General features: G+C 62.3%; 18 protein-coding genes. 9 read left to right on the forward strand and 9 right to left on the reverse strand.

The window, feature by feature from the left end:
- Nucleotides 1–2: 2 nt before the first annotated feature.
- The 3 genes from paaC to paaA are packed head-to-tail and all read right to left on the reverse strand — an operon-like array spanning nt 3 to nt 2,154.
- Entirely contained in the window at nt 3–857 is an 855-nt protein-coding gene (paaC, locus tag CVS27_RS07035; RefSeq protein ID WP_103465018.1) for a 1,2-phenylacetyl-CoA epoxidase subunit PaaC, read from the reverse strand.
- Nucleotides 857–1,189 carry a 1,2-phenylacetyl-CoA epoxidase subunit PaaB gene (paaB, locus tag CVS27_RS07040; RefSeq protein WP_103465019.1) on the reverse strand — a complete coding sequence of 111 codons (333 nt, stop codon included), beginning with the start codon at nt 1,187–1,189 and terminating at the stop codon, nt 857–859. Before paaB ends, paaC begins: the two co-directional genes overlap by 1 nt.
- Nucleotides 1,186–2,154: a 1,2-phenylacetyl-CoA epoxidase subunit PaaA gene (gene paaA / locus CVS27_RS07045; protein ID WP_103465020.1), complete on the reverse strand. Its 969-nt coding sequence runs from the start codon at nt 2,152–2,154 to the stop codon at nt 1,186–1,188. Before paaA ends, paaB begins: the two co-directional genes overlap by 4 nt.
- Before the next feature lie 116 nt (nt 2,155–2,270).
- Between paaA and CVS27_RS07050 the strand changes: the two genes are divergently transcribed.
- The 3 genes from CVS27_RS07050 (at nt 2,271) to CVS27_RS07055 (ending at nt 5,051) form a co-directional block, all read left to right on the forward strand.
- Nucleotides 2,271–2,861, forward strand: coding sequence for a TetR/AcrR family transcriptional regulator (locus CVS27_RS07050; protein ID WP_103465021.1), 591 nt, complete (start codon nt 2,271–2,273; stop codon nt 2,859–2,861).
- Between the two features lie 130 nt (nt 2,862–2,991).
- Nucleotides 2,992–3,495: a hypothetical protein gene (locus CVS27_RS20505; protein ID WP_133162896.1), complete on the forward strand. Its 504-nt coding sequence runs from the start codon at nt 2,992–2,994 to the stop codon at nt 3,493–3,495.
- Nucleotides 3,474–5,051 carry an HNH endonuclease signature motif containing protein gene (locus tag CVS27_RS07055; RefSeq protein ID WP_133162897.1) on the forward strand — a complete coding sequence of 526 codons (1,578 nt, stop codon included), beginning with the start codon at nt 3,474–3,476 and terminating at the stop codon, nt 5,049–5,051. The genes CVS27_RS20505 and CVS27_RS07055 overlap by 22 nt, the downstream gene beginning before the upstream one ends.
- A gap of 56 nt (nt 5,052–5,107) precedes the next feature.
- Here CVS27_RS07055 and paaZ read toward each other — a convergent pair whose 3' ends face one another.
- The 3 genes from paaZ to CVS27_RS07070 form a co-directional block, all read right to left on the reverse strand.
- Nucleotides 5,108–7,264: a phenylacetic acid degradation bifunctional protein PaaZ gene (gene paaZ, locus CVS27_RS07060; RefSeq protein ID WP_103465023.1), complete on the reverse strand. Its 2,157-nt coding sequence runs from the start codon at nt 7,262–7,264 to the stop codon at nt 5,108–5,110.
- Nucleotides 7,265–7,334: 70 nt separating this feature from the next.
- On the reverse strand, nt 7,335–8,237 hold the full coding sequence (locus CVS27_RS07065) for a 3-hydroxyacyl-CoA dehydrogenase family protein (RefSeq protein ID WP_103465024.1): 903 nt from the start codon (nt 8,235–8,237) through the stop codon (nt 7,335–7,337).
- Nucleotides 8,234–9,028, reverse strand: a complete 795-nt coding sequence (locus CVS27_RS07070; protein ID WP_103465025.1) for an enoyl-CoA hydratase/isomerase family protein — start codon at nt 9,026–9,028, stop codon at nt 8,234–8,236. Before CVS27_RS07070 ends, CVS27_RS07065 begins: the two co-directional genes overlap by 4 nt.
- 313 nt (nt 9,029–9,341) lie before the next feature.
- Between CVS27_RS07070 and CVS27_RS07075 the strand changes: the two genes are divergently transcribed.
- Both CVS27_RS07075 and CVS27_RS07080 read left to right on the forward strand, forming a co-directional pair.
- Entirely contained in the window at nt 9,342–11,534 is a 2,193-nt protein-coding gene (locus CVS27_RS07075) for a S9 family peptidase (RefSeq protein WP_103465026.1), read from the forward strand.
- A gap of 110 nt (nt 11,535–11,644) precedes the next feature.
- Nucleotides 11,645–12,361 (forward strand): hypothetical protein, encoded by a 717-nt coding sequence (locus CVS27_RS07080; protein WP_133162898.1) that lies wholly within the window; start codon nt 11,645–11,647, stop codon nt 12,359–12,361.
- Nucleotides 12,362–12,369: 8 nt separating this feature from the next.
- On the opposite strand, the gene CVS27_RS07085 is transcribed toward CVS27_RS07080, so the two are convergent.
- Nucleotides 12,370–12,666 carry a hypothetical protein gene (locus CVS27_RS07085; RefSeq protein WP_103465028.1) on the reverse strand — a complete coding sequence of 99 codons (297 nt, stop codon included), beginning with the start codon at nt 12,664–12,666 and terminating at the stop codon, nt 12,370–12,372.
- A 145-nt stretch (nt 12,667–12,811) separates the two neighbouring features.
- On the opposite strand from CVS27_RS07085, the gene CVS27_RS07090 reads away from it, so the two are divergent.
- Complete coding sequence (locus CVS27_RS07090) at nt 12,812–13,570, forward strand: M50 family metallopeptidase (protein WP_243400081.1); 759 nt, start codon at nt 12,812–12,814, stop codon at nt 13,568–13,570.
- Nucleotides 13,571–13,595: 25 nt separating this feature from the next.
- On the opposite strand, the gene CVS27_RS07095 is transcribed toward CVS27_RS07090, so the two are convergent.
- Nucleotides 13,596–16,487 (reverse strand): beta-glucosidase, encoded by a 2,892-nt coding sequence (locus tag CVS27_RS07095; protein WP_103465030.1) that lies wholly within the window; start codon nt 16,485–16,487, stop codon nt 13,596–13,598.
- A 249-nt stretch (nt 16,488–16,736) separates the two neighbouring features.
- Between CVS27_RS07095 and CVS27_RS07100 the strand changes: the two genes are divergently transcribed.
- From CVS27_RS07100 to CVS27_RS07110, 3 genes are read left to right on the forward strand one after another with little or no spacing between them, the layout of a single operon-like run.
- Nucleotides 16,737–18,410, forward strand: a complete 1,674-nt coding sequence (locus tag CVS27_RS07100; RefSeq protein WP_103465031.1) for an extracellular solute-binding protein — start codon at nt 16,737–16,739, stop codon at nt 18,408–18,410.
- Between the two features lie 14 nt (nt 18,411–18,424).
- Nucleotides 18,425–19,453 (forward strand): ABC transporter permease, encoded by a 1,029-nt coding sequence (locus tag CVS27_RS07105; protein WP_103465095.1) that lies wholly within the window; start codon nt 18,425–18,427, stop codon nt 19,451–19,453.
- Nucleotides 19,450–20,394 carry a carbohydrate ABC transporter permease gene (locus CVS27_RS07110; RefSeq protein ID WP_103465032.1) on the forward strand — a complete coding sequence of 315 codons (945 nt, stop codon included), beginning with the start codon at nt 19,450–19,452 and terminating at the stop codon, nt 20,392–20,394. Before CVS27_RS07105 ends, CVS27_RS07110 begins: the two co-directional genes overlap by 4 nt.
- Here CVS27_RS07110 and CVS27_RS07115 read toward each other — a convergent pair.
- Complete coding sequence (locus CVS27_RS07115) at nt 20,391–21,419, reverse strand: LacI family DNA-binding transcriptional regulator (protein ID WP_103465033.1); 1,029 nt, start codon at nt 21,417–21,419, stop codon at nt 20,391–20,393. The genes CVS27_RS07110 and CVS27_RS07115 overlap by 4 nt on opposite strands.
- Nucleotides 21,420–21,508 lie beyond the last annotated feature (89 nt).

Raw genomic sequence — 21,508 nt, forward strand, 5'->3', positions numbered from 1 at the left:
GCTCACCAACTGGCTCCGGGGTATTCGCGCGCCAGCACCTGCATCTCGGCCAGCAAATACCCAAGGTGTTCGGAGTGGCGCCCGTGCCGCCCGCCGCCGCTGGCCATGGACGACGCCGGGATGTCCACTTCCGCCTCGGCCAGGACTTCCCCGGTGGCGCGGTCAAACTCCGCGCGCAAACTTGAGGGCAACACCCCGGCATCGCCGAGTCGCGCTGTCAGCGCATCGTCTTGAAACAGTTCCCCGGTGAAGGGCCACATCAAGTCCAGCCCGGCCACCATGCGACGGCGGGATTCCTCCGTCCCTCCGGCCAGGCGCAGCACCCACTGTGTGCTGTGGTCCAGGTGGTAGTCCACTTCCTTGACTGCTTTGGCGGCAATGGCGGCCAGCATGGGGTCGCTCGATTGGGTCAGCCCCCGGTAGAGCGGGAACTGGTAGTTGGCCGCGATGAATTGCCGGGCGATGGTGGCGGCAAAGTCGCCGTTGGGCTGCTCAAACAAGTGGGCACAACGGAATTCCTGTTCCCGGCGGAAGTAGGCCAGCTCGTCCTCGGACTTGCCCCACGAACTCCCGGCGTACGTCAGGAAAGAGCGGGCGTGACCCAGCTGGTCCAGGGCAATGTTGCCCAGCGCCACGTCCTCCTCCAGCTCGGGCGCTCGGGAGATCCAGTGGGCCAGGCGTTGCGCCAAGATCAAGGCGTCATCTCCGAGCCGCAGCGCGTACTGTGCCACGTCCTCACTTGCCTTGGCCGCACCGTGCCGGGCGGCCAAGGCAATGTCTTCGGGTCGCAGGGCATTTCCGGGCGTAATGCGGGTGGCCGAAGCGGAAGCGTCACCCAGTTTTGCTGAAGGCTGCATTAGAGGTGTTTCACCCCTTCGCTCTTCGTGTAATACGTGGCGTGCCGGTAGTCCTTGCCCTGGGGCGATTCAAAGAAGGAGCCCTTGGCGTCGGGGTCGGAGGCTGCGATGGCGTCGGCCGGAACCACCCAGATGGACACGCCTTCATTGCGGCGCGTGTATAGGTCACGGGCGTTCCGCAGCGCCATGGCGGCATCGGGTGCGTGGAGTGAACCGGCGTGGACATGGCTGAGACCCCGATTGGAGCGGACAAACACTTCCCACAGGGGCCAGCGGTGGGCGCCGTCTCCGGCAGCCGGCGTCGAACTTCCAGCGAATTCTTGGGCGCTCATGTTGAGGCTGCCGCTTTCTGTGCGTTCTTCACGGCCTGCTTTTGGGCATACACCGCCGCGGCCTCGCGGACCCAGGCCCCGTCGTCGTGGGCGGAACGGCGGCGCTCCAGACGCTGGGCGTTGCAGGGGCCGCGTCCGGCCAAGACTTCCTTGAATTCTTCCCAGTCCAGCGGGCCGTGCTCCCATTTGTTGCTGTCTTCGTTGACGCTGATGTATTCATCCGGCAGGCTCAGGCCCAAGACCTTGACCTGTTCAACCAGCATGCCCACAAAGCGGGAGCGGAGCTCGTCATTGCTGAAGCGCTTGATGTTCCACGCCATGGACTGGCGGGAATTGGGCGAATCGTCATCCGGCGGGCCGAACATCATCAACGACGGCGCGTACCAGCGGTTCACCGCATCCTGTGCCATGGTCCGTTGCTCGGGGGTGCCATTGGCCAGTTCCAACAAGATCTCAAAGCCCTGCCTCTGATGGAAGGACTCTTCCTTGCAGACGCGCACCATGGCCCGGCCGTAGGGTCCGTAGGAGGCGCGGCACAGCGGCACCTGGTTGCAGATGGCGGCGCCGTCCACCATCCAGCCGATGGCACCCATGTCAGCCCAAGTGACGGCGGGGTAGTTGAAGATCGAGGAGTAGCGGGCCTTGCCGGCAACCAGGGCATCCATCATGTCATCGCGCGTGGTCCCCAGGGTTTCGGCGGCCGAGTACAGGTACAAGCCGTGCCCGGCCTCATCCTGGACCTTGGCCATGAGGATGGATTTGCGCTTGAGGCTTGGTGCCCGCGTGATCCAGTTGGCTTCGGGCTGCATGCCAATGATCTCGGAGTGGGCGTGCTGGGAGATTTGCCGCACCAGCGTCCTGCGGTAGGCCTCGGGCATCCAGTCCTTGGGCTCCACCCGAGAATCCTTGGCGATGATGCGCTCAAAGTTGGCCTGTCCGGCCGTATCCTCCTGCTTGAGTGCCATAACGTCTCCTTCGACGATTGCCTTGACGGCCCCAGAATTAATTACCGACCGTTCGTTCAGGATATAGTGGCGTGCATACCCAGTCAATGACTCGATGTCCCGGAAAGCAGGCGCTCATGCCCACCATCGCCAAACGTGGCCGGCCCGGATACGACCAGCAATCTGTGCTTCGGATCGCCGTGGACGTGTTCAATAAGCATGGCTACGAGGCCACCTCCATGGGGTTCCTCGCCGAGTACTTAGGCATCTCCAAGTCCGCGATCTATCACCATGTTCCATCCAAGGAAGATCTGCTGCGGCGAGCGCTCGAGGAAGCGCTGGGGGGTCTTGAAGGCGTTTTGACGCTCGACGGCGCCACCTCCGGAGCCCCTGATGCCCGCCTTGAGTTTGTGCTCAGGGAAACGATCGGGGTCTTGGTGGAGCGCCTGCCGTTCGTTACCTTGTTGTTGCGGCTGCGCGGGAACACCGAAATGGAGCGAGAAGCGATGGCACGCCGCCGTGTCTTTGACCGCACCATCACGGAGCTCGTTGCGCAGGCCCAACAGGACGGCACACTGCGCACCGATATAGCTCCTGGCACCATCACGCGCCTCTTATTCGGCACCATCAACTCGATCGTGGAATGGTACAGGCCCGGAGGGTCACTTTCCGCGGAAAACCTGGCCGACGATGTCCTGGCCATGTCATTTCACGGGCTGCGTGAATAGGGGCACTTTAGGAGCTGCAGGAGGTCTCTTCCAGGGTTTCATTCATCCACAGTTCGAGCCAGTTCGAGAGTTTTCCACATTCTGCTGATTTCCTCGAAGAATGCCAGACCCCTTCGGTAAAATTAGTGACATGGAAGCAACGGCAAGGGTGCCGGGACAACCCGGATCCGCGCAAGATCGCAGGACGGCTGGTGAACACATTCACCAGCTACTGGGTCTGGCCGAATCCCTTGTACGTACTGCCGTGCCCAAGCCCATGGCCCCGGAATCACTGCCCCTGGTTTCTTCCCCGCTGGGAGTAGACCTTGGCTTGCTGAGCGATGATGAGGCTGTGGCGTGGGCGCAAAACTTGGAACAGTTCAACAGACACCTGCAAGGCCTGCTCGTACAAGCCGCGGGGGAACTGTCAGAGCGGGTTTACGCCGGACGGTACAAAGAGGCTTGTTCCCGGAAACCGGCCGAACTACTTACCTCTTCACTGAAGCTCAGCCGGGCCGAGGCCGCCCGCCGGATCCGGTTGGCTAGCCATTTTCAGACCAGCACCGATCCGTTGACGCAGGTGGCAACGACGCCAAGCCAACCATCCTTGGTTCGGCCCTGTTCACCGGGCGAGTGTCAAGCGAACAGGCCCTGATCGTTTCCGGATTTGTAGACGAGGCAGCATGGCTTGCCAGTTCCGGGAGCATCCTAGAGGCACAGCCACGTGAGCTCGAGGAGTTATTGACCCGGCAGGCCGAGGATGAACCGGCCGACATCCTCCGCATCCTGGGCAGACATGCCTTGGCCCTGCTTGACCCCGATGGGCAAAAACCCTCCGAGGCCGATCTGGTAGCCAAGCAGGGCATCTTCTTTCGAAACCCGCGGAATGGGTTAGTCCACGTGGACGGATTTATGACCATCCGCCAATATGAGCACCTGATGGCCGGTATCGGGTGGAGTAGTAGCCCCAAACAGAGAGACCCCGAGTCACAAGAGGCCGAGCAACAAGACGGCTCGAATCAGTCCATCCCGGGAGTATCCGAGCTGCTGGCGCAATTGCTGGTCACTTCCAGTCAGAATGGGCCCGTACAACCTCCCGTTCAACCTCCCGTTCAACCTCCCGTTCAGCATCCACTGCAGCCGTTGTGGACACCATCCACCGGTGACGACGGATCCACCTGGCTAAAACCACCGCCAAGCCTTGGCATCGCAGAGAGGTCGCAGGGTTGGCGCAAGCCGCTGGCTCCCGATGACATCCCGCCACGGCCACCCGAAGCTCCTCATGATGCAACGCCGCCCCGCTTTCAAGGTGAAAAATGGTTCTGGTTTCCTGACAACCGTGACGTGACGGCATCGAACAACGGCTGGATACGACCTGCACAAGGCGGCAGCCCGACTCCCGGCACCCCGGTTCCCAGCCCCGGGGTTCCCAGCCCGGATGCGCCCGGCCCGGATGAGGCCACTTCTACCACCGCGCCGGTGGATGCTGGGGCCACAGCCCCGCCTGAAACTGTTCAATCGCAGCCCTGGCCGCACCTGATCGACGGTGTTTGGGTGCCGGAGCCCGGCTCGAACGGCGGTCTGGGCGGCTTGGACCCGATCGATCCGAACAGCACTGACCCAGCAGTCAAGGACAGGCGAACCCACGGGCAAAAGCTTCTCGACGGGCTGATCAGCTGCGTTCAACTCGCTGCCCGCACCGGCCAACTCCCCATGAATGGCGGACTGAAGTCCCAGCTATATCTCTCGGTCACCCAAGCTGACCTCGACAAGAAGGACGGCACCTCAATCGTGCTTGCTCCGTATAGCGGTCCCGTCGCCCTGGCCTTGTTCGAGGAAGACCTGTGCACATCGGAGGTCACACCGCTGTTGCGCGACACCAACGGCGGCGTTCTTGACGTGGGTCGCACCCAGCGCCTTTTCACCTTCGCCCAGCGCAAGATTCTCCTGGCCCGCGACATGGGCTGTGCCTACCCTGACTGCACGGCGCCCCCGTTTTGGACGGAAGCGCACCACATTATTCCGTGGCAGCACGGCGGCCGGACCTCCGTGGACAATGCCGTCTTGTGCTGCAGCCTGCACCACCACTACCTTCATGACAGGGGCTGGACAATTAGGCTCGAAGGCGGGATTGCCTGGTTCACCCCGCCCTACAGTGTTGACATCCTGCGCAGGGAACGCCGCAACAACTTTCACCACGGCCGGTCCTGACGTGCAGGTCCTGACAAGTTTGTCCTGAGATACAGACCACGACGCGATTTCGGTCCTTACAAATTGTCGGCGTACAGCGTTTCTTCCTTCTCCACGAGCGTCAGCACGTCGTACGTGGCCACGATCTCGCCGTCTTGGTTGTGCAAGATGGCATCCCAGCAGACCTCGCCATATTCGTCGGTCACGCGTGGGGTGATCTTTTTGGCTGTCAGCGTCACACGGATCGAGTCCCCGGCAGCAACCGGCGTGATGAAGCGCAACGATTCCAGCCCATAGTTGGCCAGCACAGGCCCGGGCGCCGGTTCCACGAAAAGCCCGGCAGCCCAGGACACCAGCAGGTACCCGTGCGCCACGATGCCGGGGAAGAACGGGTTTTTCTCCGCAGCCGCGGCGTCGGTGTGGGCATAAAACGTGTCGCCGGTGGAGTTCGCAAACGCAGTGATGTCCTCGAGCGTGACCTGCCGCAGTCCCGAGGCGAACGCATCCCCGATCCGCAGCTCTGCGAGCGACTTCCGGAACGGGTGCACGGCACCTGCGACGGCCCCAAACTCCGCTGAACCGGCCGTCACACGGTCAGCACCGGTGTGCCACACGCCAGTCACGGCCGTGAGCATATTGGGTGAGCCCTGAATGGCTGTGCGCTGCATGTGGTGCTTGACAGAGCGGATACCGCCCAGCTCTTCGCCGCCACCGGCACGCCCCGGCCCGCCGTGCACCAAGTGCGGCACGGGAGATCCATGCCCGGTGGATGTTCGGGCGTCTTCACGATTGAGTACCAGAACCCGGCCATGGTGGGCGGCAATCCCGGTCACCAAAGCCCTGGCCGTGGCCGGATCGTTCGTGCAAACGGTCGCCACCAGGGACCCGGCCCCCAGTGCAGCGAGCCTGACCGCCTCGCTGACATCCAGCCCCTGTCCGTCATGGCCGGGATGAGTCGCATAACCAATCACACTGGACACTGGCCCAAAGGCCTCCAGTGCGTGAACTTCCGGGGCCTCCGCGTTGGCCCAGCTCAGCAGCACCGGAGTCATGAACGCGCCATCGGCCACGGCGGCCACCGTGCCATCCGCGCGGGTCACCGTCGGTGCGTCCAGGGTTCCGTAGGCCAGTTCGCCACCGGCGGCGAGCATGGTTTCGACGGCCGCTCGGACGTCTGCCAGCTGTTCCAGCGAGGCGAGCGCGCCCATCGTGACACCCTCGGCCCGGGGATCCCCCACCACCACCCGTTCGCTGATACGCGCACCGATGGCGTCTATGACCGCCTGTTTGAGTTCGTTGGGGACGATCGTCCGGCGGATGGAGGTGCACTTTTGGCCGGCCTTGACAGTCATCTCGGTGACAACGGATTTGATGAACGCATCGAATTCGAGTGTTCCGGGGACGGCATCCGGACCCAAAATGGCGGCGTTCAGGGAGTCGGTTTCCGCCGTGAACCGGACCCCGCCGTGGGCCACATTCGGGTGGTTTTTGAGCGTAATGGCAGTGGCAGCGGAGCCAGTGAAAGAGACCATGTCGCGGTAGTCCAAAACGTCCAGCAGGGTGCGGGCAGAGCCAGAAATCAGCTGTAACGCCCCTTCCGGCAATATCCCCGATTCGACGATGGCGCGTACGGCGGCCTCGGCCAGGTAGCCGCTGGGCGTGGCCGGCTTGACGATGGTGGGCACACCGGCGATGAACGCCGGGGCAAACTTTTCCAGCATCCCCCAGACAGGAAAGTTGAAAGCGTTGATCTGGACTGCGACGCCCGGAATCCGGGTGTAGATGTGCTCGGCGATGAATGAGCCGTCCTTGGAAAGTACCTCCACCGGACCGTCAACAATCACGTTGGCGTTGGGCAGTTCACGCCGGCCCTTGGAAGAAAACGTGAACAGCACCCCAATGCCGCCGTCGATGTCCACCATGGAGTCGATCTTTGTAGCACCCGTTCGGGCGGAAATGTCGTACAGCTCCTGGCGGCGATCATTGAGGTAGGCGGCCAGTTCGCGCAGTTTCAGGGCCCGTTCGTGAATGGTCAGCTGGCCAAGTTGGGTTTGTCCCACCGTGCGGGCATGCTCGACGGCAGCGCCAAGGTCCAGCCCCTCGGCGGACACCCTCGCCAGCACCTCGCCGGTACTGGCGTCGCGGGCGTCGGTGCCTGTGACTCCGCTGGCAGGGGTCCACCAGGCATCCTGGACGTAGCTCGGAACAGTTTCAATTGACGTTGCAGTGGTCATCGTGGACCCGTCCTTTCTCTGCTGGTTATGTCTTGGGTGGTCATGTCTTAGGTGGCCATGGTGCTGGCCGCTAGGCCCAGGGAAAAAATCCTTGACCGGACTTGCACCCCAGCTCGCCGCGGGCCACCTTGTCGCGCAAAATCTGCGGCGGCGCAAAGCGTTCGCCCAGCGTTTCGGCCAGGTATTCAGCAATGCCCAGACGCACGTCCAGGCCCACAATGTCCGTGGTCCGCAACGGGCCGGTGGGGTGTTTGTAGCCCAACACCATGGCGTTGTCGATGTCCTCCGCGCTCGCCACACCCTCTTCGACCATGCGCATGGCTTCCAGCGCTATGGCCACGCCCAGCCGGGAGGAGGCGAAGCCGGGCGCGTCATTGACCACGACGGCAGTCTTGCCCAACGCCTGCACCCAACCTTGCGCCGTGGTCACCAGCTCAGCGCTGGTTTGCCGCGCAACGACCACCTCGATCAGCGCGGACGCCGGGACCGGGTTGAAAAAGTGCAGGCCAATGAAGTTCTGCGGGCGGGCCAGCTCCGCGGCCAGTCCCGTCATGGACAGGGAGGAAGTGTTGGAGGCCAGCACGGCATCATCGGCCAGATGCGCTTCCACGCCTTGCAGGGATGCCACCTTCAAGTCCCAGATTTCAGGCACAGCCTCCACCACCAATGCGCACGGAGCAAAATGGGCGTAATTCGTGGAAAGCCTGAGCCGTTCCATGATGCGCTCCGTGGTGACCTCCGGGCCGCCTGCCAACCCCATCCCCACTGACTTGTCCACGGCAAGGACCACACGCACATGGGCGCCCTGAACGGCGTCGAGGTCACGCTCCACCACCAGCACCTCGCAGCCGGCCATGAGGAAGGCGTGCGCAATACCGGCACCCATGCGTCCACCGCCCAAAACACCCACGTTCTGCGGGAGCGTTGGCCAAAAGGCCCCCGTATCTGAGCGGGCGTCGGGTGTGGAGGTCATGGTTTTCTCCTGTCCAAAAACGCCTGCATGCGCGCAAATTTGGCCGGTGATTCAAACAGCTCGGCCTGGGCCAGGTTGTCCACCCCGGGGTGGGCGTCCCGGGGTTCATGGAAGATTCGCTTAGTGGCTTGCACGGCCAGCGGATCCTGGCGGGCGATCGCGTCGGCGAGCGCGTGGGCGGCCGGGAGCAGATCGGCGGATTCCACCAGTTCTGTGATCAGCCCGGCGGCCAGACACCCCTCCCCCGTAAGGATTCGCCCCGCCAACAGGATTTCCTTGGCCAGCGGCTCTCCCACCAGTTCCTTCAACCGCCACGTGGCACCGGCCGCAGCCATGATGCCGAGGCTGGTTTCCGGCTGACCCATGCGCAGCGCGCGGGTGCCGATCCGGAAGTCCGCGGCGTAGGCCAGCTCGGCCCCGCCGCCCAGCGCGTACCCGTCCAGGGCGGCGATGACGGGCATGGGCAGCGCGGCGATCCTGGTGAAAAGCCCCGAGTTAATGCCTTTCAGGGCGTCCTCGCGACGGCGTTCCAGCAACTCGGAAACATCGGCCCCGGAGGCAAAGATTCCCGGCATGCCGGTTGCCTCATCGCCCGGGATACCGGTGAGGAGCAGGATCTTGGGCGCCGTCTCCAAAGAGCCGCAGACGCGGTGGAGCTCAGCCACCATCTGCGCGTCAATCGCATTCCGCACGGCGGGCCGGTTCAGCTGCACGGCCACGCGGTCGTTCTCCTCGGTGACCAGCAGCGTGGCGAAAGTCCTGGGGTCGAGGCGGGTGCCGGCGTCGTCCATCACAGCCCCTCCACCAACAGCCGGCCCACCGGCGTGCGAACCCCGCCCACCAGGAATGCTTGAGGTGTTCCTGCGGCCATGATTGCACCCTTCGAACGCGCGGTGACGGCGCGGCACGTGCCGCCGTCGGGAACAGCCCGTCAATTTACCGACCGTTCGTTCTATAAATATTCCACGGGTCCTCCATGCGGTCAACCATCCCACCCCGGCGAGACCGCCCCTTCCTCACCCGCCCGCCTCATCGGGGCGGGGCATTCTCCGCTGTGGGCATAGACCCGAACTGTGCCATCGATGCCTCGATAGAGTTGAACTCATGACACTTCTTGACGACTCAGCCGCTCCTTCAACGCCCGTTTCAGCGCCGCCCGTTGCCAAGAAAGTTCCCGTGGAACGCACCCACCACGGGGACACCTTTGTGGACAACTACGAATGGCTGCGGGAAAAGGAAAGCCCCGAGGTGGTGGCCCACTTGAACGCCGAGCAGGCCTACACGGACGCTGTCACGGCCGGACAGGAGCAGCTGCGGACTGACATTTTCAACGAGATCAAGAACCGCACGCAGGAAACTGATTTGTCCGTGCCCAGCCGCAAGGACGACTGGTGGTACTACGGCCGCATGGTGGAGGGCCAGGCCTACGGCATCCAGTGCCGGGTGGCGGCCAGCAGCGACGGCACGCTGGCTGACTGGACGCCCCCGCTGGTGGAGCCCGGCGTGGATGTTCCGGGCGAGGTGGTCCTGCTCGATGGCAATGTTGAGGCCGAAGGCCAGCCGTTCTTCTCGCTGGGCGGCGCCGCCGTGACCCGCGACGGGAACCTGTACGCCTACGCCGTGGACAACGCCGGGGATGAGCTGTTCACCATCCGCATCAAGGACCTGCGCACGGGCGAGCTGCTGGAGGACACCATCGAGAACGTGTTCTACGGCCTGAGCTTCTCCCCCGACGGAACCACCCTGTTCTACATGGTGGCCGACGATTCCTGGCGCCCGTTCCAGGTCAAAACCCACGTCCTGGGTACGCCGATTTCCTCCGATGCCGTCCTGTACCAGGAGGACGACGTCGCCATGTGGACAGGTTTCGACCTCTCCGCCGACCGCCGCCACCTGATGATCAGCATCGGCTGCTCCGAATTCAGTGAAACCCGCCTCCTGGACTTTGCCGCACCCGAAAAGGGCTTGCAGGTTCTGATCCCGCGCAGCGCTGAGATCCTGTACGACGCCGAGCCCTTCCTTTTGGCGGGCGTCGAGAAGGTCCTGCTCACTCATGACCGTGACGCCGTGAACTCGATGATTTCCCTGGTTGACGCTGCGGAGTTCAGCAAGGATGTGCCGTCACAGCGCTGGGACACAGTGGTGGCGCACGACGACTCCGTGCGCATCAACGGCGCCACCGTCACCGCCACCCACATGGTGGTTTCCCTCCGCAAAGACACCATCGAACGCATCCAGGTGACACCGCTGGAGGGACTGGGGACAGCGGGGCAGGGCGCCGCCGTCGAACCTGTCTTTGATGAGGAGCTGTACACGGCCTCAATGGGTGGAAGTGAATACGAGTCCCCCGTGATCCGCCTGATCTACACCTCCGACTTCACGCCCCCGCGCGTCTACGACTACGTGCTGCCCGTGGCCGGAGCTGAGGGCGAACTCCTGTTGCGCAAGGAAACACCTGTTTTGGGCGGCTACCGCGCCCAGGACTACGTCGCCGAACGCGAATGGGCCACGGCCACCGACGGCACGCTGGTTCCGTTGTCGGTGCTGCGCCGGGCGGACCTGCCCCGCGACGGCAACAACGCGGCCGTTGTATACGGCTATGGATCCTACGAGGTCAGCATGGACCCCGGATTTGGTGTGCCGCGCCTGTCCCTGCTGGATCGCGGCGTAGTGTTTGTGATTGCGCATGTCCGCGGCGGCGGCGAGATGGGCCGCCACTGGTATGAGGACGGCAAGAAGCTCACCAAGATGAACACCTTCACGGACTTCATTGCGGCCACGGACTGGGTTGCCGGCTCCGGCTGGGTGGATCCGGCACGGATTGCGGCCATGGGCGGCTCGGCCGGCGGGCTGTTGATGGGTGCCGTGGCGAACCTGGCCCCGGAAAAGTACGCGGCCGTGGTGGCCCAGGTCCCCTTCGTGGATGCGTTGACAACCATCCTGGACCCGGAACTGCCTTTGTCGGCGCTGGAGTGGGAGGAGTGGGGCAATCCCATCACCGATCCTGCGGTGTACAAGTACATGAAGGAGTACACCCCGTACGAGAACGTGCGCGCAGTTGCGTACCCGAAGATCGCGGCCGTCACCAGTTTCAACGACACCCGTGTGCTGTATGTGGAACCGGCCAAATGGGTCCAAGAACTGCGCGCGAAGTCCACGGGTTCGGAGCCCATTGTCATGAAAATTGAAATGGACGGTGGCCACGGCGGCGCGTCCGGCCGCTATGAGGGCTGGAAGACTCGCGCCTGGGACTACGCGTTCCTGGCCGACGCGTTGGGAGCCACTTCGCTCCGCTAGGCACTCCCCCAGTACGACGGCGGCCGGCAGGCCAAGGTTGTTGGCCGCCGGACCGTCCCCACCCACCAGAGGATGCCCGCCAAATGCCCCGCCAAGCCTAGAGTGGGTGCATGTATGGAATTGGCGAGCTTTTGTTCGGCCGGATGAACGGCCCCCTCGATGTTGCAGCCATGGCCTTGACGATCCTTGGCGCGCTGCTGATCTGCGCGTCACTGGGACTGCTGGCCCGGCGCAGCGACACGGGCTGGTGGCTGGCGGGGGCCGCGTTCCTCTTGCAGGGGCTGGCGCAATTGATGAACTTCCCGGGACTTCTGGCGGCCTCGACAACCGGGCTACTGATGTTTGCCGCAGGCGTGGCCATCCCGCTCGCCGTGGCGGTGGGATCCGCCGCGTATGGGTTTCTGTCCTTCCAGAAGCTGCCGCAAGCATCCCGGCGGCTTCGGACTTTTGCGCTGCGGCCGTTCAGTGGCGTGGACCTGCTGGCACCGGCAGCCGTGGCACTGGTCTACGCACTGGGGTCGATGCTCGTTGTGGCCTCGATCTTTGCGGGGTTCTCCGCCCCGCTCGCCCGCATCCCCTGGGCGTCCCTGCTGCTCACCGGCTTTCTGATGGGCTTGCTGCCGGCCGCGCTGGTAGGTCTGGCCCACCGTTCACGCTGGGCGTGGCTGCTGGTCATCGTGGCGTCCGTGGCGTCGGTCTATTCCACCACCATGCTGGCTCAGGGCTCTGTGCTGATCTTCCTGTTCGTGGCCCAGGCAGCCCTGGCGTTCCTGGGCTGGCAGCGTTGGGGAACCTTCCCGACTGACGGCCTGAAAGCAGCCCGGTGAGACAGCGCTTATGCCGCTGGCCTGATCGTGCCAGGCAGGAAAGGCAGCCACGGCGCCGAGTACACCAGCGGAACCGATGCGCCCGGTTCAACCGTGAAGTTCACTTCGCCAAATTTCCATATCCGGTTGAACAGGAAAATGGTCACAGTTGCTGCATCTGCGCCAGGAACCTTCCAGTTCCTGGTTCCCCACTGGGTTGGCTGGGCCACCCCGTCCACAACGACTGTGGGCTTGGGGAACCAGCCCAGCCAAGGCTTGCGCAGGGTCAGCTCAAAACGGCGTGTGGTGTTTGTCGGCTCGATCACACGTTCCAGCCTAACGCTTGCCGGCCAGAGTTTCTTGATCAGGATAGTGCGCTGGACAGCACTCCAGCCCTCGATTTTTTGAATGCGCCGGCAGCTGCTCGGGAGCGCGCGGGAACTCACAGCCGCTTCGCATAAGCTTCCTTGGGTGATTACTGAGCAACTGCAACCCCTCACCGCTGTCGACTCTTGGTGGCAGTCGGTGTTGTCCGGTTTTGTCCATGCGGAGACCCCCGCAGTCCCTGTCGCACTTTTACTTGGCATTGTTGCTGCCGCAGTGATTCTGAGCATCCCGCGAGTGACCTGGCGTTGGTTTGGCCTCTACGTGACGTTTGTGCACGAGCTCGGCCACGCCTTTGCCGCCCTGATGACCGGCCGGTTTGTGCACGGACTCAAGATTGGGCTTGATCATTCAGGGCAGCTGGTCAGCAGCGGTCGGCGCGGATTTAGCGCCACCTGGTCAGGTTTTTGGGGCTACCCAGCCCCTGCCGTGGTTGGCTTGGCACTAGTCTGGTCCGTATCAGCCGGCTGGGCAGGCGCCGCCGCATCCGTGGGCGCATTGGCGCTCCTGGTGGCGTTGATCTTCCTGCGCAATTTCACCGGCATCATGGTGGCCCTAGTGAGCGCAGCCATTGCCCAATGCCTAGTCATGTTCGCCAATCAGCAAACCGTCAGCTATGTGATCTTGACTCTGGGCATCGCCCTGGGCGTCGGCTCGGTCCGTGACTTTTTCAAGGTGGCGGCCGTCCACACCCGACGCCGCAATCAACTAGCCAGCTCCGACGCCTACATCCTCGCTCAGTCCACCGGTGCGCCGTCGTTCATCTGGCTTAGCGGCTTTGCCATCATGATCGCCGGCTCAGCCGTGTGCTCGGCATACCTGCTGTGGGGCATGCTGGCCCGCTAGACCTAAGCCCGGCAGTGGGCGGGAGCTAGAGCCGGAAAGCAGCCACCACGACGGCGCCGGAAATGACCATGCGAATATCCGCAGCCCCTGCACCACGGTGAGATGGCAGCTCGAAGCTCATCTCGCCACTGCTCCCGGCTGGTATATCCAGCGCCACCCACGGCACCCAACTCCCTGCTGCCCCTGCCCGCTCAAAGGCGAGGTGTCCGCCGTCGCTCCTGGCGACGCGCACCATGCCTCGGCCAGCCGGGCTTGCCGGAACCGAGGCTGGGGCACTGGCCCAGTTGCGGTATTGTGCCACTGCCCTCTGATGCCCCGCCAGCACAGCGACGGCCGTCCCACGGAGGTGGGTTTCGGGCACCAGTTCCAGACCATGGGCAGCATCAAAATGCTCGGCGCGCACCTGATCCCCGGCTTGCCTGTCAGGGCTGCCCGCACCGGATAGGACCACTCTTGCCGCAAGGGGCAGGACTGCGGCTGATTTACCGGCCAAGAAAATATACTCACCAGGCTCCGTGAGCATGCGCAGGGCCGTGACGCTGAAGGTGGCCAATCGCTCGCGCGCAACCCTCACGGTAACGCGGCGCTGCTCTCCTGCTGGTACTTGGACCCTGCTGTGGCCGGCCAGGAGACGGTGCGGGAACTCAAAGCGATGCCCCGGCGCTGCGACATATATCTGGACCAGTTCTTGCGCATCCCGTGGTCCGGTGTTGCGCACGGTGACCGTCACCTCAATCCCCTGCCCGCCGTGATCGGCAACGAGCAGTTCGCTGTACTCAACCTCGGCATAGCCCAGGCCGTGGCCCATTGCGTAAAGCGGTTCAGCTGTCGAATACTGGTAAGTAGCGCCGGCCGCGATGATGTCATAGTCCAAAATATCGGGCAGGTCCGAGTCCTTGGCAAACCACGTCTGTGGGAGCCGTCCGTAAGGCTCAGCCGACCCGGAAATCACTGCCGCCAGTCCGTGACCCAGTTCCTGGCCTGCGTGCGAGGACCACAAAATCGCCGGCACACTCGCCAATTCACCCAGAGCGTACGGGTAAGAGGAAATAATCACCAGGACCGTATTGGGGTTGGCTTCACGCACCACCTGCACCATCTCCTGGTCGCGCTGGGAAAGCTCCAGAGTGCACCGGTCCAGTGTTTCCCGCCCACCCAGGTGGGGATCGTTTCCAACCACGACGACGGCGACACTCGCCGCGGCGGCCGCCTTCGCCGCAGCTTCCAAGCCATTTCCGGCCATCCTGAGGGTAAAAGTATCGGCAACCTCGATGGTGCCGGCCACCAGCAATGCACTGCCAGTATGAGTTTCCACGTGCACCCATTTTCCGGTGCCAACATGCTGAATCCGCACGCAGCCGTCGCTGCCGCGGTGCAGGCGGAAGGTTTCCTGGACAATCCAGCCGCCAACTCTGCTGGCGCTCGGGTACAGATAGCCGTCATTTCCGGCAGCCAGCAGCAGCCCGTTCGATCGTGCGCGCAGAGTGACTTCCCCGCCGCCCCAATCCTGCAGTTCAAAGAGCTGGTCCGCGCCCGCCGCCGCGGACGTTGCCGCCAGGGCTGCCGTGTCACCGGCGCTGCCCAAATAACATCCGGTGCGGATGCTGCGCAGGGCCACCACATCATGCCCGCCAACTGCTGCCACCTCTGGGTAAAGCTCGCCAAGCCCCTCAGCAAGGCTGAGCGAATACTCCGGCGTCCCGCTGTACCAGTCGGTGAGAACGTGAGTTCCCAGCGCACCGATCACGGCCACCTGCCCGGGTGCAGCTGACAGCGGCAGCAAGGGGCCCGGCGTCGAATTTTCAGTTGAAGCGGCCGGCGCATTATTGGCCAGTAGGACCACGGATTTGGCCGCTGCTTCACTGGCCAGCAGCCGGTGCGCTTCGCTTTGACTGGCCCCATCGGGCCCATCCGCGTACGGGTTCGTTTCGGCACCGAATTCCCCGGTGGCCGCGCGCAGGCGCAGCAGCCGCAGGACACTGGCGTCGACGTCATCCATGGAAATCAGCCCGCGCTCAAGTGCCTGCTCCAGATGCGAAATTGAGGGCGCGGAATCTGCGCCGTCGTCAGTGAAATTGTCCACCCCGGCCAACAGCGCAGCAGCATAGGCTGCCGGGGCGTCAGGAAAATACTTCTCGGCCTTATACAAGCTCGTGGGCGCACCAGCATCTGTCACAATCGTCAGTTCGGAGCCTCCGGGCCACTGGCGCAAGTGCTCCGCCACCAGGTCCGAAACGTGGGCGGGCATGCCGTTGACGAGATTGTAGGAGAGCATGACGGCACCCACGGCACCATCGGCGATGGGCGTGCTGTAGGCGGGCAGTTCATATTCGTGCAACACCCTGGCGCGCAGCTGCGTGGAGGAGACGTTACGGTCCACCTCATTGTTGTAACCCAGAAAATGCTTGAGGGTGGGAGTAGTTTGCCAAACATTTGGGTCATTGCCACGCAAGCCCTGGCAGAAGGCCGACGCCAGCTTGCCTGTCAGCACCGGATCTTCGGAAAAACCCTCCTCGTTCCGCCCCCACAACGGGTGCCGCAGCGGGTTGACCACCGGCGCCCACACGTTGAGGCTGATCGATGGATCTGCCGCGTGTTTTGAACGCACTTCGACCCCCACCGCTTCACCCACGCGACGCAACAGATCCTCATCCCACGTGGCAGCTAGTCCCACGGGCTGCGGGAAAACTGTTGCCTTCCCCAGCCAGGCCACGCCGTGTGCTCCTTCGGTGCCGGTCTGGAACGCGGCAATACCCAATAGTTCCACGCCCGGAGAATGCTGATGCAGCATGGCCAGTTTCTCTGCCGTGCTCAGCTGCGCCAGCAGTGCCTCAGCAATCCCGCCGTGCACTGCTGGCTGTGTCGTGGATGCCGAATCAGTGGACGCCATCAATGGGTGGGCAGGGGGCAGAAGCATGACTGGTCCTCAAGGATTAGGCATTTGCTGTTTAAGCGCTTGCGTACGGGATTGCGTTTCATTCTTACATCAATATACCTGTGAGGTACAGCACAAAATATTGTTGCGTGATTGACACCACATGCCTTAGGCTCGACTCAATCGAAGCGCATCGACACATTCTTCAACGATTTTCTAATCTTTTCCTTCGGGTGCTGGACCCGCACCGAAGAATCCATGAGACACACCATCACAAAGGAGTGACACATTATGAAGAAGCATGAATCGGCAACACCCACAGGCCTTGGCACCAAGAATCTCAACCGTAGGTCTTTTCTGGGACTTGCAGGTATCTCCGCCGTTGCCCTGAGCACGGCGGCCGTCCTGACATCCTGCAGCAACGGCGCCAGCAAGGCCCAAGTGACATCTTCCTTGGGTTTGGCTGATTCAGTGGCGAAAGTTGTCCCCAGCTACGTCCCCATCGATCTGGTGACCCCTGACATTGCCAGCGTCAACGGTTCAACTCCGGGATTCACCACCATCCCTGCCACCTTGGTCAAATCCGTCACTGAAGTTCCGGGCAAGGGTGGAAGCTACAAAGCCATGACCCCCGCCTGGTGGACAGTACCGCCGGCCTTGGCTGACAACAGTTACTACCAAGCAGTCAACAAAGCCCTCGGCGCCACCATCGATTTCCAGGTCAACGATGGAAACAGCTACGGGGATAAGATCCAGACAGTCCTAGCCTCCCCCAAGGACGTCCCCGACTGGGTGGTCATCCCCTCGTGGAACCTGCCTCCGCGCTTTAGCCAAGCCGTGGCCACCGTCTTTGAAGACCTTTCCCCGTACTTGGCTGGCGACAAGGCCAAAAAGTACCCCAACCTCGCCAACATCCCCACAGCGGCCTGGAAATTCAGCGCCTTCGCCGACGGACTCTACGGTCTCCCTTACCCGTCCACGCTCATTACTGACGCCATTTTCTACCGCAAGGACATCTTTACGGAGATGGGTCTGGAAGCCCCCAAGAGTGCCGATGAATATCTGTCCATCGCCAAGGAACTGACGGACCCGGCCAAGAAGCGTTGGGGTTCCGAGGATGTTTGGAACGGTGCGCAGCTGATGTTCGGAGTGGTCCCGAAATGGGATCTCGTTGACGGCGCTCTGGTCAACAAGGTGGAAACCGATGAATACCGCGCAGCCCTGGAATGGATCGCCAAACTCTTCGCCTCCGGCGCGGTTCACCCCGACGCCGTCGCCGGCAACTTGCAGCAGGCCAAGTCCCGCTTTGAATCCGGCGCCTCCCTCATGTCCACTGACGGGCTGGGCAGTTGGCATGAATCCTTGGCCCGGGTACTGCCCACCAACCCCAAATACGACATGCAACCCATGGATTTCTTCTCTGCCGACGGAGGCAAGCCCACCCTCTTCCAGGGCTCCCCGGCCAGCATCTTCAGCTTCATCAAGAAGAACAGCGACAAAACCAAGATCGAGGAATTGCTCGCGCTGGCAAACTACATGGCAGCCCCGTTTGGAACCGAGGAATACCAGCTGATCAACTTCGGCGTTGAAGGCGTCCACTTCACCAAGGACGATCAGAACATTCCCCAGACAACCGATAAGGGTCGCGCGGAAGTGACAAGCACTTACGCGTTCCTGGTCAACTCCCCCATCGTCAACGCAAAGGTCCAGTACCCGGGCTACGTGCAGTCCGCCAGCGAGTGGGAGGCCCGCCAGGCCCCGTTCGTCAAGGAGCCGGAGTTCTTTGGCCTGCAGATCGAAGAGCCCAGCAAGTTCGGTTCACTGAGCAAGCCCTTTGACGATCTGGCCATGGACATTGCCCGCGGCCGCAAGAAGATCAGCGATCTAGATGCCGCGATTGCCACGTGGAAGAAGAACGGTGGCGATGAGCTCCGGGAGTTCTACACCGGATTCCTGAGCGCGTGAGCGGGCAGCGTTCCATGAGCACCCTGTTGAAGACGGACACTGATGCCGTCACGGGAAACGGCGCGCCAGGCGGGCGCGCCGACTCCACCAAAACCCGTAACAAGTCCAAGCTGGCCCCTGGCGTCAGGTCCAGCCTCGGTCTCAAGGCGAGATTCCGCCGTGACAAATCCTTGATCTTCATGACGTTGCCGGCGGTTCTGCTGTTGGCAGTTTTCGCCTACGTACCCATCATGGGCAATATTGTGGCGTTTCAGGACTACTCCCCGTTCGTGGGAATCGCGAACAGCCCGTGGGTTGGTTTGGACAACTTTGCCAGGGTTCTCAGTGATTCCAACTTCTGGGTGGCCGTCAAGAACACCCTGGTCATCACGGCGTTCCAGCTTTTCTTCTTCTTCCCCATTCCCATTGTCCTGGCGATCTTGCTCAATTCGCTCGTGCGTCCGTCACTGCGCGCCACCATCCAAGCAATCGTCTACCTACCCCATTTCTTTTCATGGGTTTTAGTGGTTGCCGTATTTCAACAGATTCTGGGCGGGGCAGGGTTGCTCAACCAGCAGCTGCTGGCCCATGGTTGGCAGGGGCTGGACATCATGACCAACCCGGACACCTTCTTGTTCCTGATCACCTCCCAATCTATTTGGAAGGATGCTGGCTGGGGCATGATCGTGTTCCTGGCGGCATTGAACGCCATCGACCCCTCACAATATGAGGCGGCTGCGGTGGATGGGGCCAACAGATGGAGCCGCATGTGGCACATCACCTTGCCCGGTTTGCGACCAGTCATCATCTTGCTTCTGATCTTGCGTCTTGGCGATTCCTTGTCGGTCGGCTTCGAACAGCTGATCTTGCAACGCGATGCTGTAGGCGCCGGCGCCTCGGAAGTTCTCGACACCTTCGTTTACTACACCGGTGTCCAAAACGGCGACTGGAGTTATGCCGCAGCCGCCGGGCTCCTCAAGGGCTTGGTGTCGCTGGCACTGATCCTCGGGGCCAACAAGATTGCCCACCTATTCGGCGAAGCAGGGGTGTACTCCAAAAAATGACCACCATCGAGAAGTCCCAGAAGAAACCGGCCGGCCTGCGCTGGCCACGCAATGAGACACCTGCCCGTGCAGCGTGGGAAGAGGAACCCTCACTCACTGTCAAGGCGGCCAAGTCAGCGACGTTGATCGTTGTCGTCCTAGCCGTGCTGCTGCCCCTATACACAATCGTCCTAACCAGCTTGTCCTCCCAGTCCACCATCACCAACGCCGGGGGGCTGGTGATTATCCCCGGCGAAATCAGCTGGGACGCGTACCGGCAAATCTTCACAGGCGGTGTTGTCACCCGGGCCATCATGGTCAGCGTCGGCATTACGGCCGTCGGCACCATCTTGAGCATGGTGGTCTCAGTACTGTGCGCGTACGGACTGTCCCGCCCCGGCACCTTGGCACACACGCCGCTTCTGTTCGTCTTGTTGATCACCATGTTCTTCGCAGCCGGCATGATCCCGTCCTACCTATTGGTCTCCGGCCTGGGCATGATCGACAGCTACGCGGCACTGATCCTGCCCAGCTGTATCTCCGTGTTCAACATCATCATTTTGCGCGGGTTCTTCATGGGCATCGATCAAGGCATCTTGGACAGCGCCCGGATTGACGGCGCCAGCGAGTGGCGCATCCTGGCTCAGATCGTCATGCCGATGTCCAAGGCTGTCACCGCCGTGATCGCACTGTTCTACGGCGTGGGCTACTGGAACGCGTTCTTCAACGCCATCTTGTACATCAACGAGAGTTCGAAGAACCCCCTTCAGGTGGTGCTGCGGTCCTACGTACTGCAGGGCGTTTCCGTGCCCGGTCAAATCGCCGTCGGACAGGGAGTAGCCGCATCATTGGCCCTGCAGATGGCTGTGATCGTTGTGGCCATGGTGCCGATCCTGTTTGTGTACCCGTTCGTACAAAAGCACTTCACCAAGGGCGTCATGATTGGTGCGGTGAAGGGCTAATGCACTCGCCCATCCTTGGATTCGCTGGTCACAGCCACAGTGGTGCCACGTTCGACCAGCGTGGGCACAATCAAGCGCACCTCCGTCGGCTTCTCGGAATGCATCCGCTCCATGACCATCTCGACGGCGGTCCTGCCAATGTCGTGCGCGGGGATGCTCACAGCAGTCCACGGAACGGTGCTGGCCAACGCCACGTCGGTGGGGGCGATGGCCACGATGGACAGGTCCTCGGGAACCCTCAAGCCCATGGTGGCGAGGGTGTCCCGCAGGAACGGGATCAGGAATTCGTTGTGCACTACAAGACCCGTTGCTGCCTGTGGTCCCGTGACGAGTTCCTGGAGCGCCTCAACCAAGGCACTCGAGGTTGGCTCACAGGCGCGGCTCGCGAAGTGGGCGCCGGCGTTTCGGCAGGCCTCCTCGAAGCCACTGCGCACTCGATCGGCGTAGGTCGCATGCCGTTCAAGGGATGCTTGCGGAGAGCCGATCAGGGCAATCCGGCGATGACCCAGCTCCACCAAGTGACGGACGGAAACCCGGGACGCTGCGGCGAAATCAAAGTCAACGCAGCTCAGACCGTGGGCATCATCGGGTACCCCAATCAAAACTGCAGGCTTGCGCATCTTGGCCAGCAGCGGGATTCGCGGGTCCCTGGCCTCGATGTCCATCATGACCAGACCATCAACCACCGATTGAGACGTCACCCGTTCAATGCCACCGATGTCGTCCTGGGTCAAGAGCAGCACGTCCTGCTCGAAGTTGCGTGCCGTAGTCACCACCGCGGCAACAAACTGCATCACAACGCTGACGTTGACGTCATCGCGCAAAGGCACCACAAGCCCCAAAACATTGGACCTGTTCGAGGCAAGTGCACGAGCGCCAGCGTGGGGACTGTAACCGAGTTTTTCAATGGCGGCCAGAACCTGATTCCGGGTGTCAGCGGAAATGGTCCGCTTCCCGCTGAGCACATACGACACAGTGCTGGTGGATACCCCGGCGGCCCTGGCAACATCATTCATCGTGGCCATGCCACACTCCTTTTTCAGCCCATCCCAAGCTCACCATCGTAGCGAACCGCTTCGATACAATCTGAGCACATTTTTCAAGACATATCCAC

The sequence above is a fragment of the Arthrobacter glacialis genome (assembly GCF_002909445.1).
Lineage (GTDB): Bacteria > Actinomycetota > Actinomycetes > Actinomycetales > Micrococcaceae > Specibacter > Specibacter glacialis.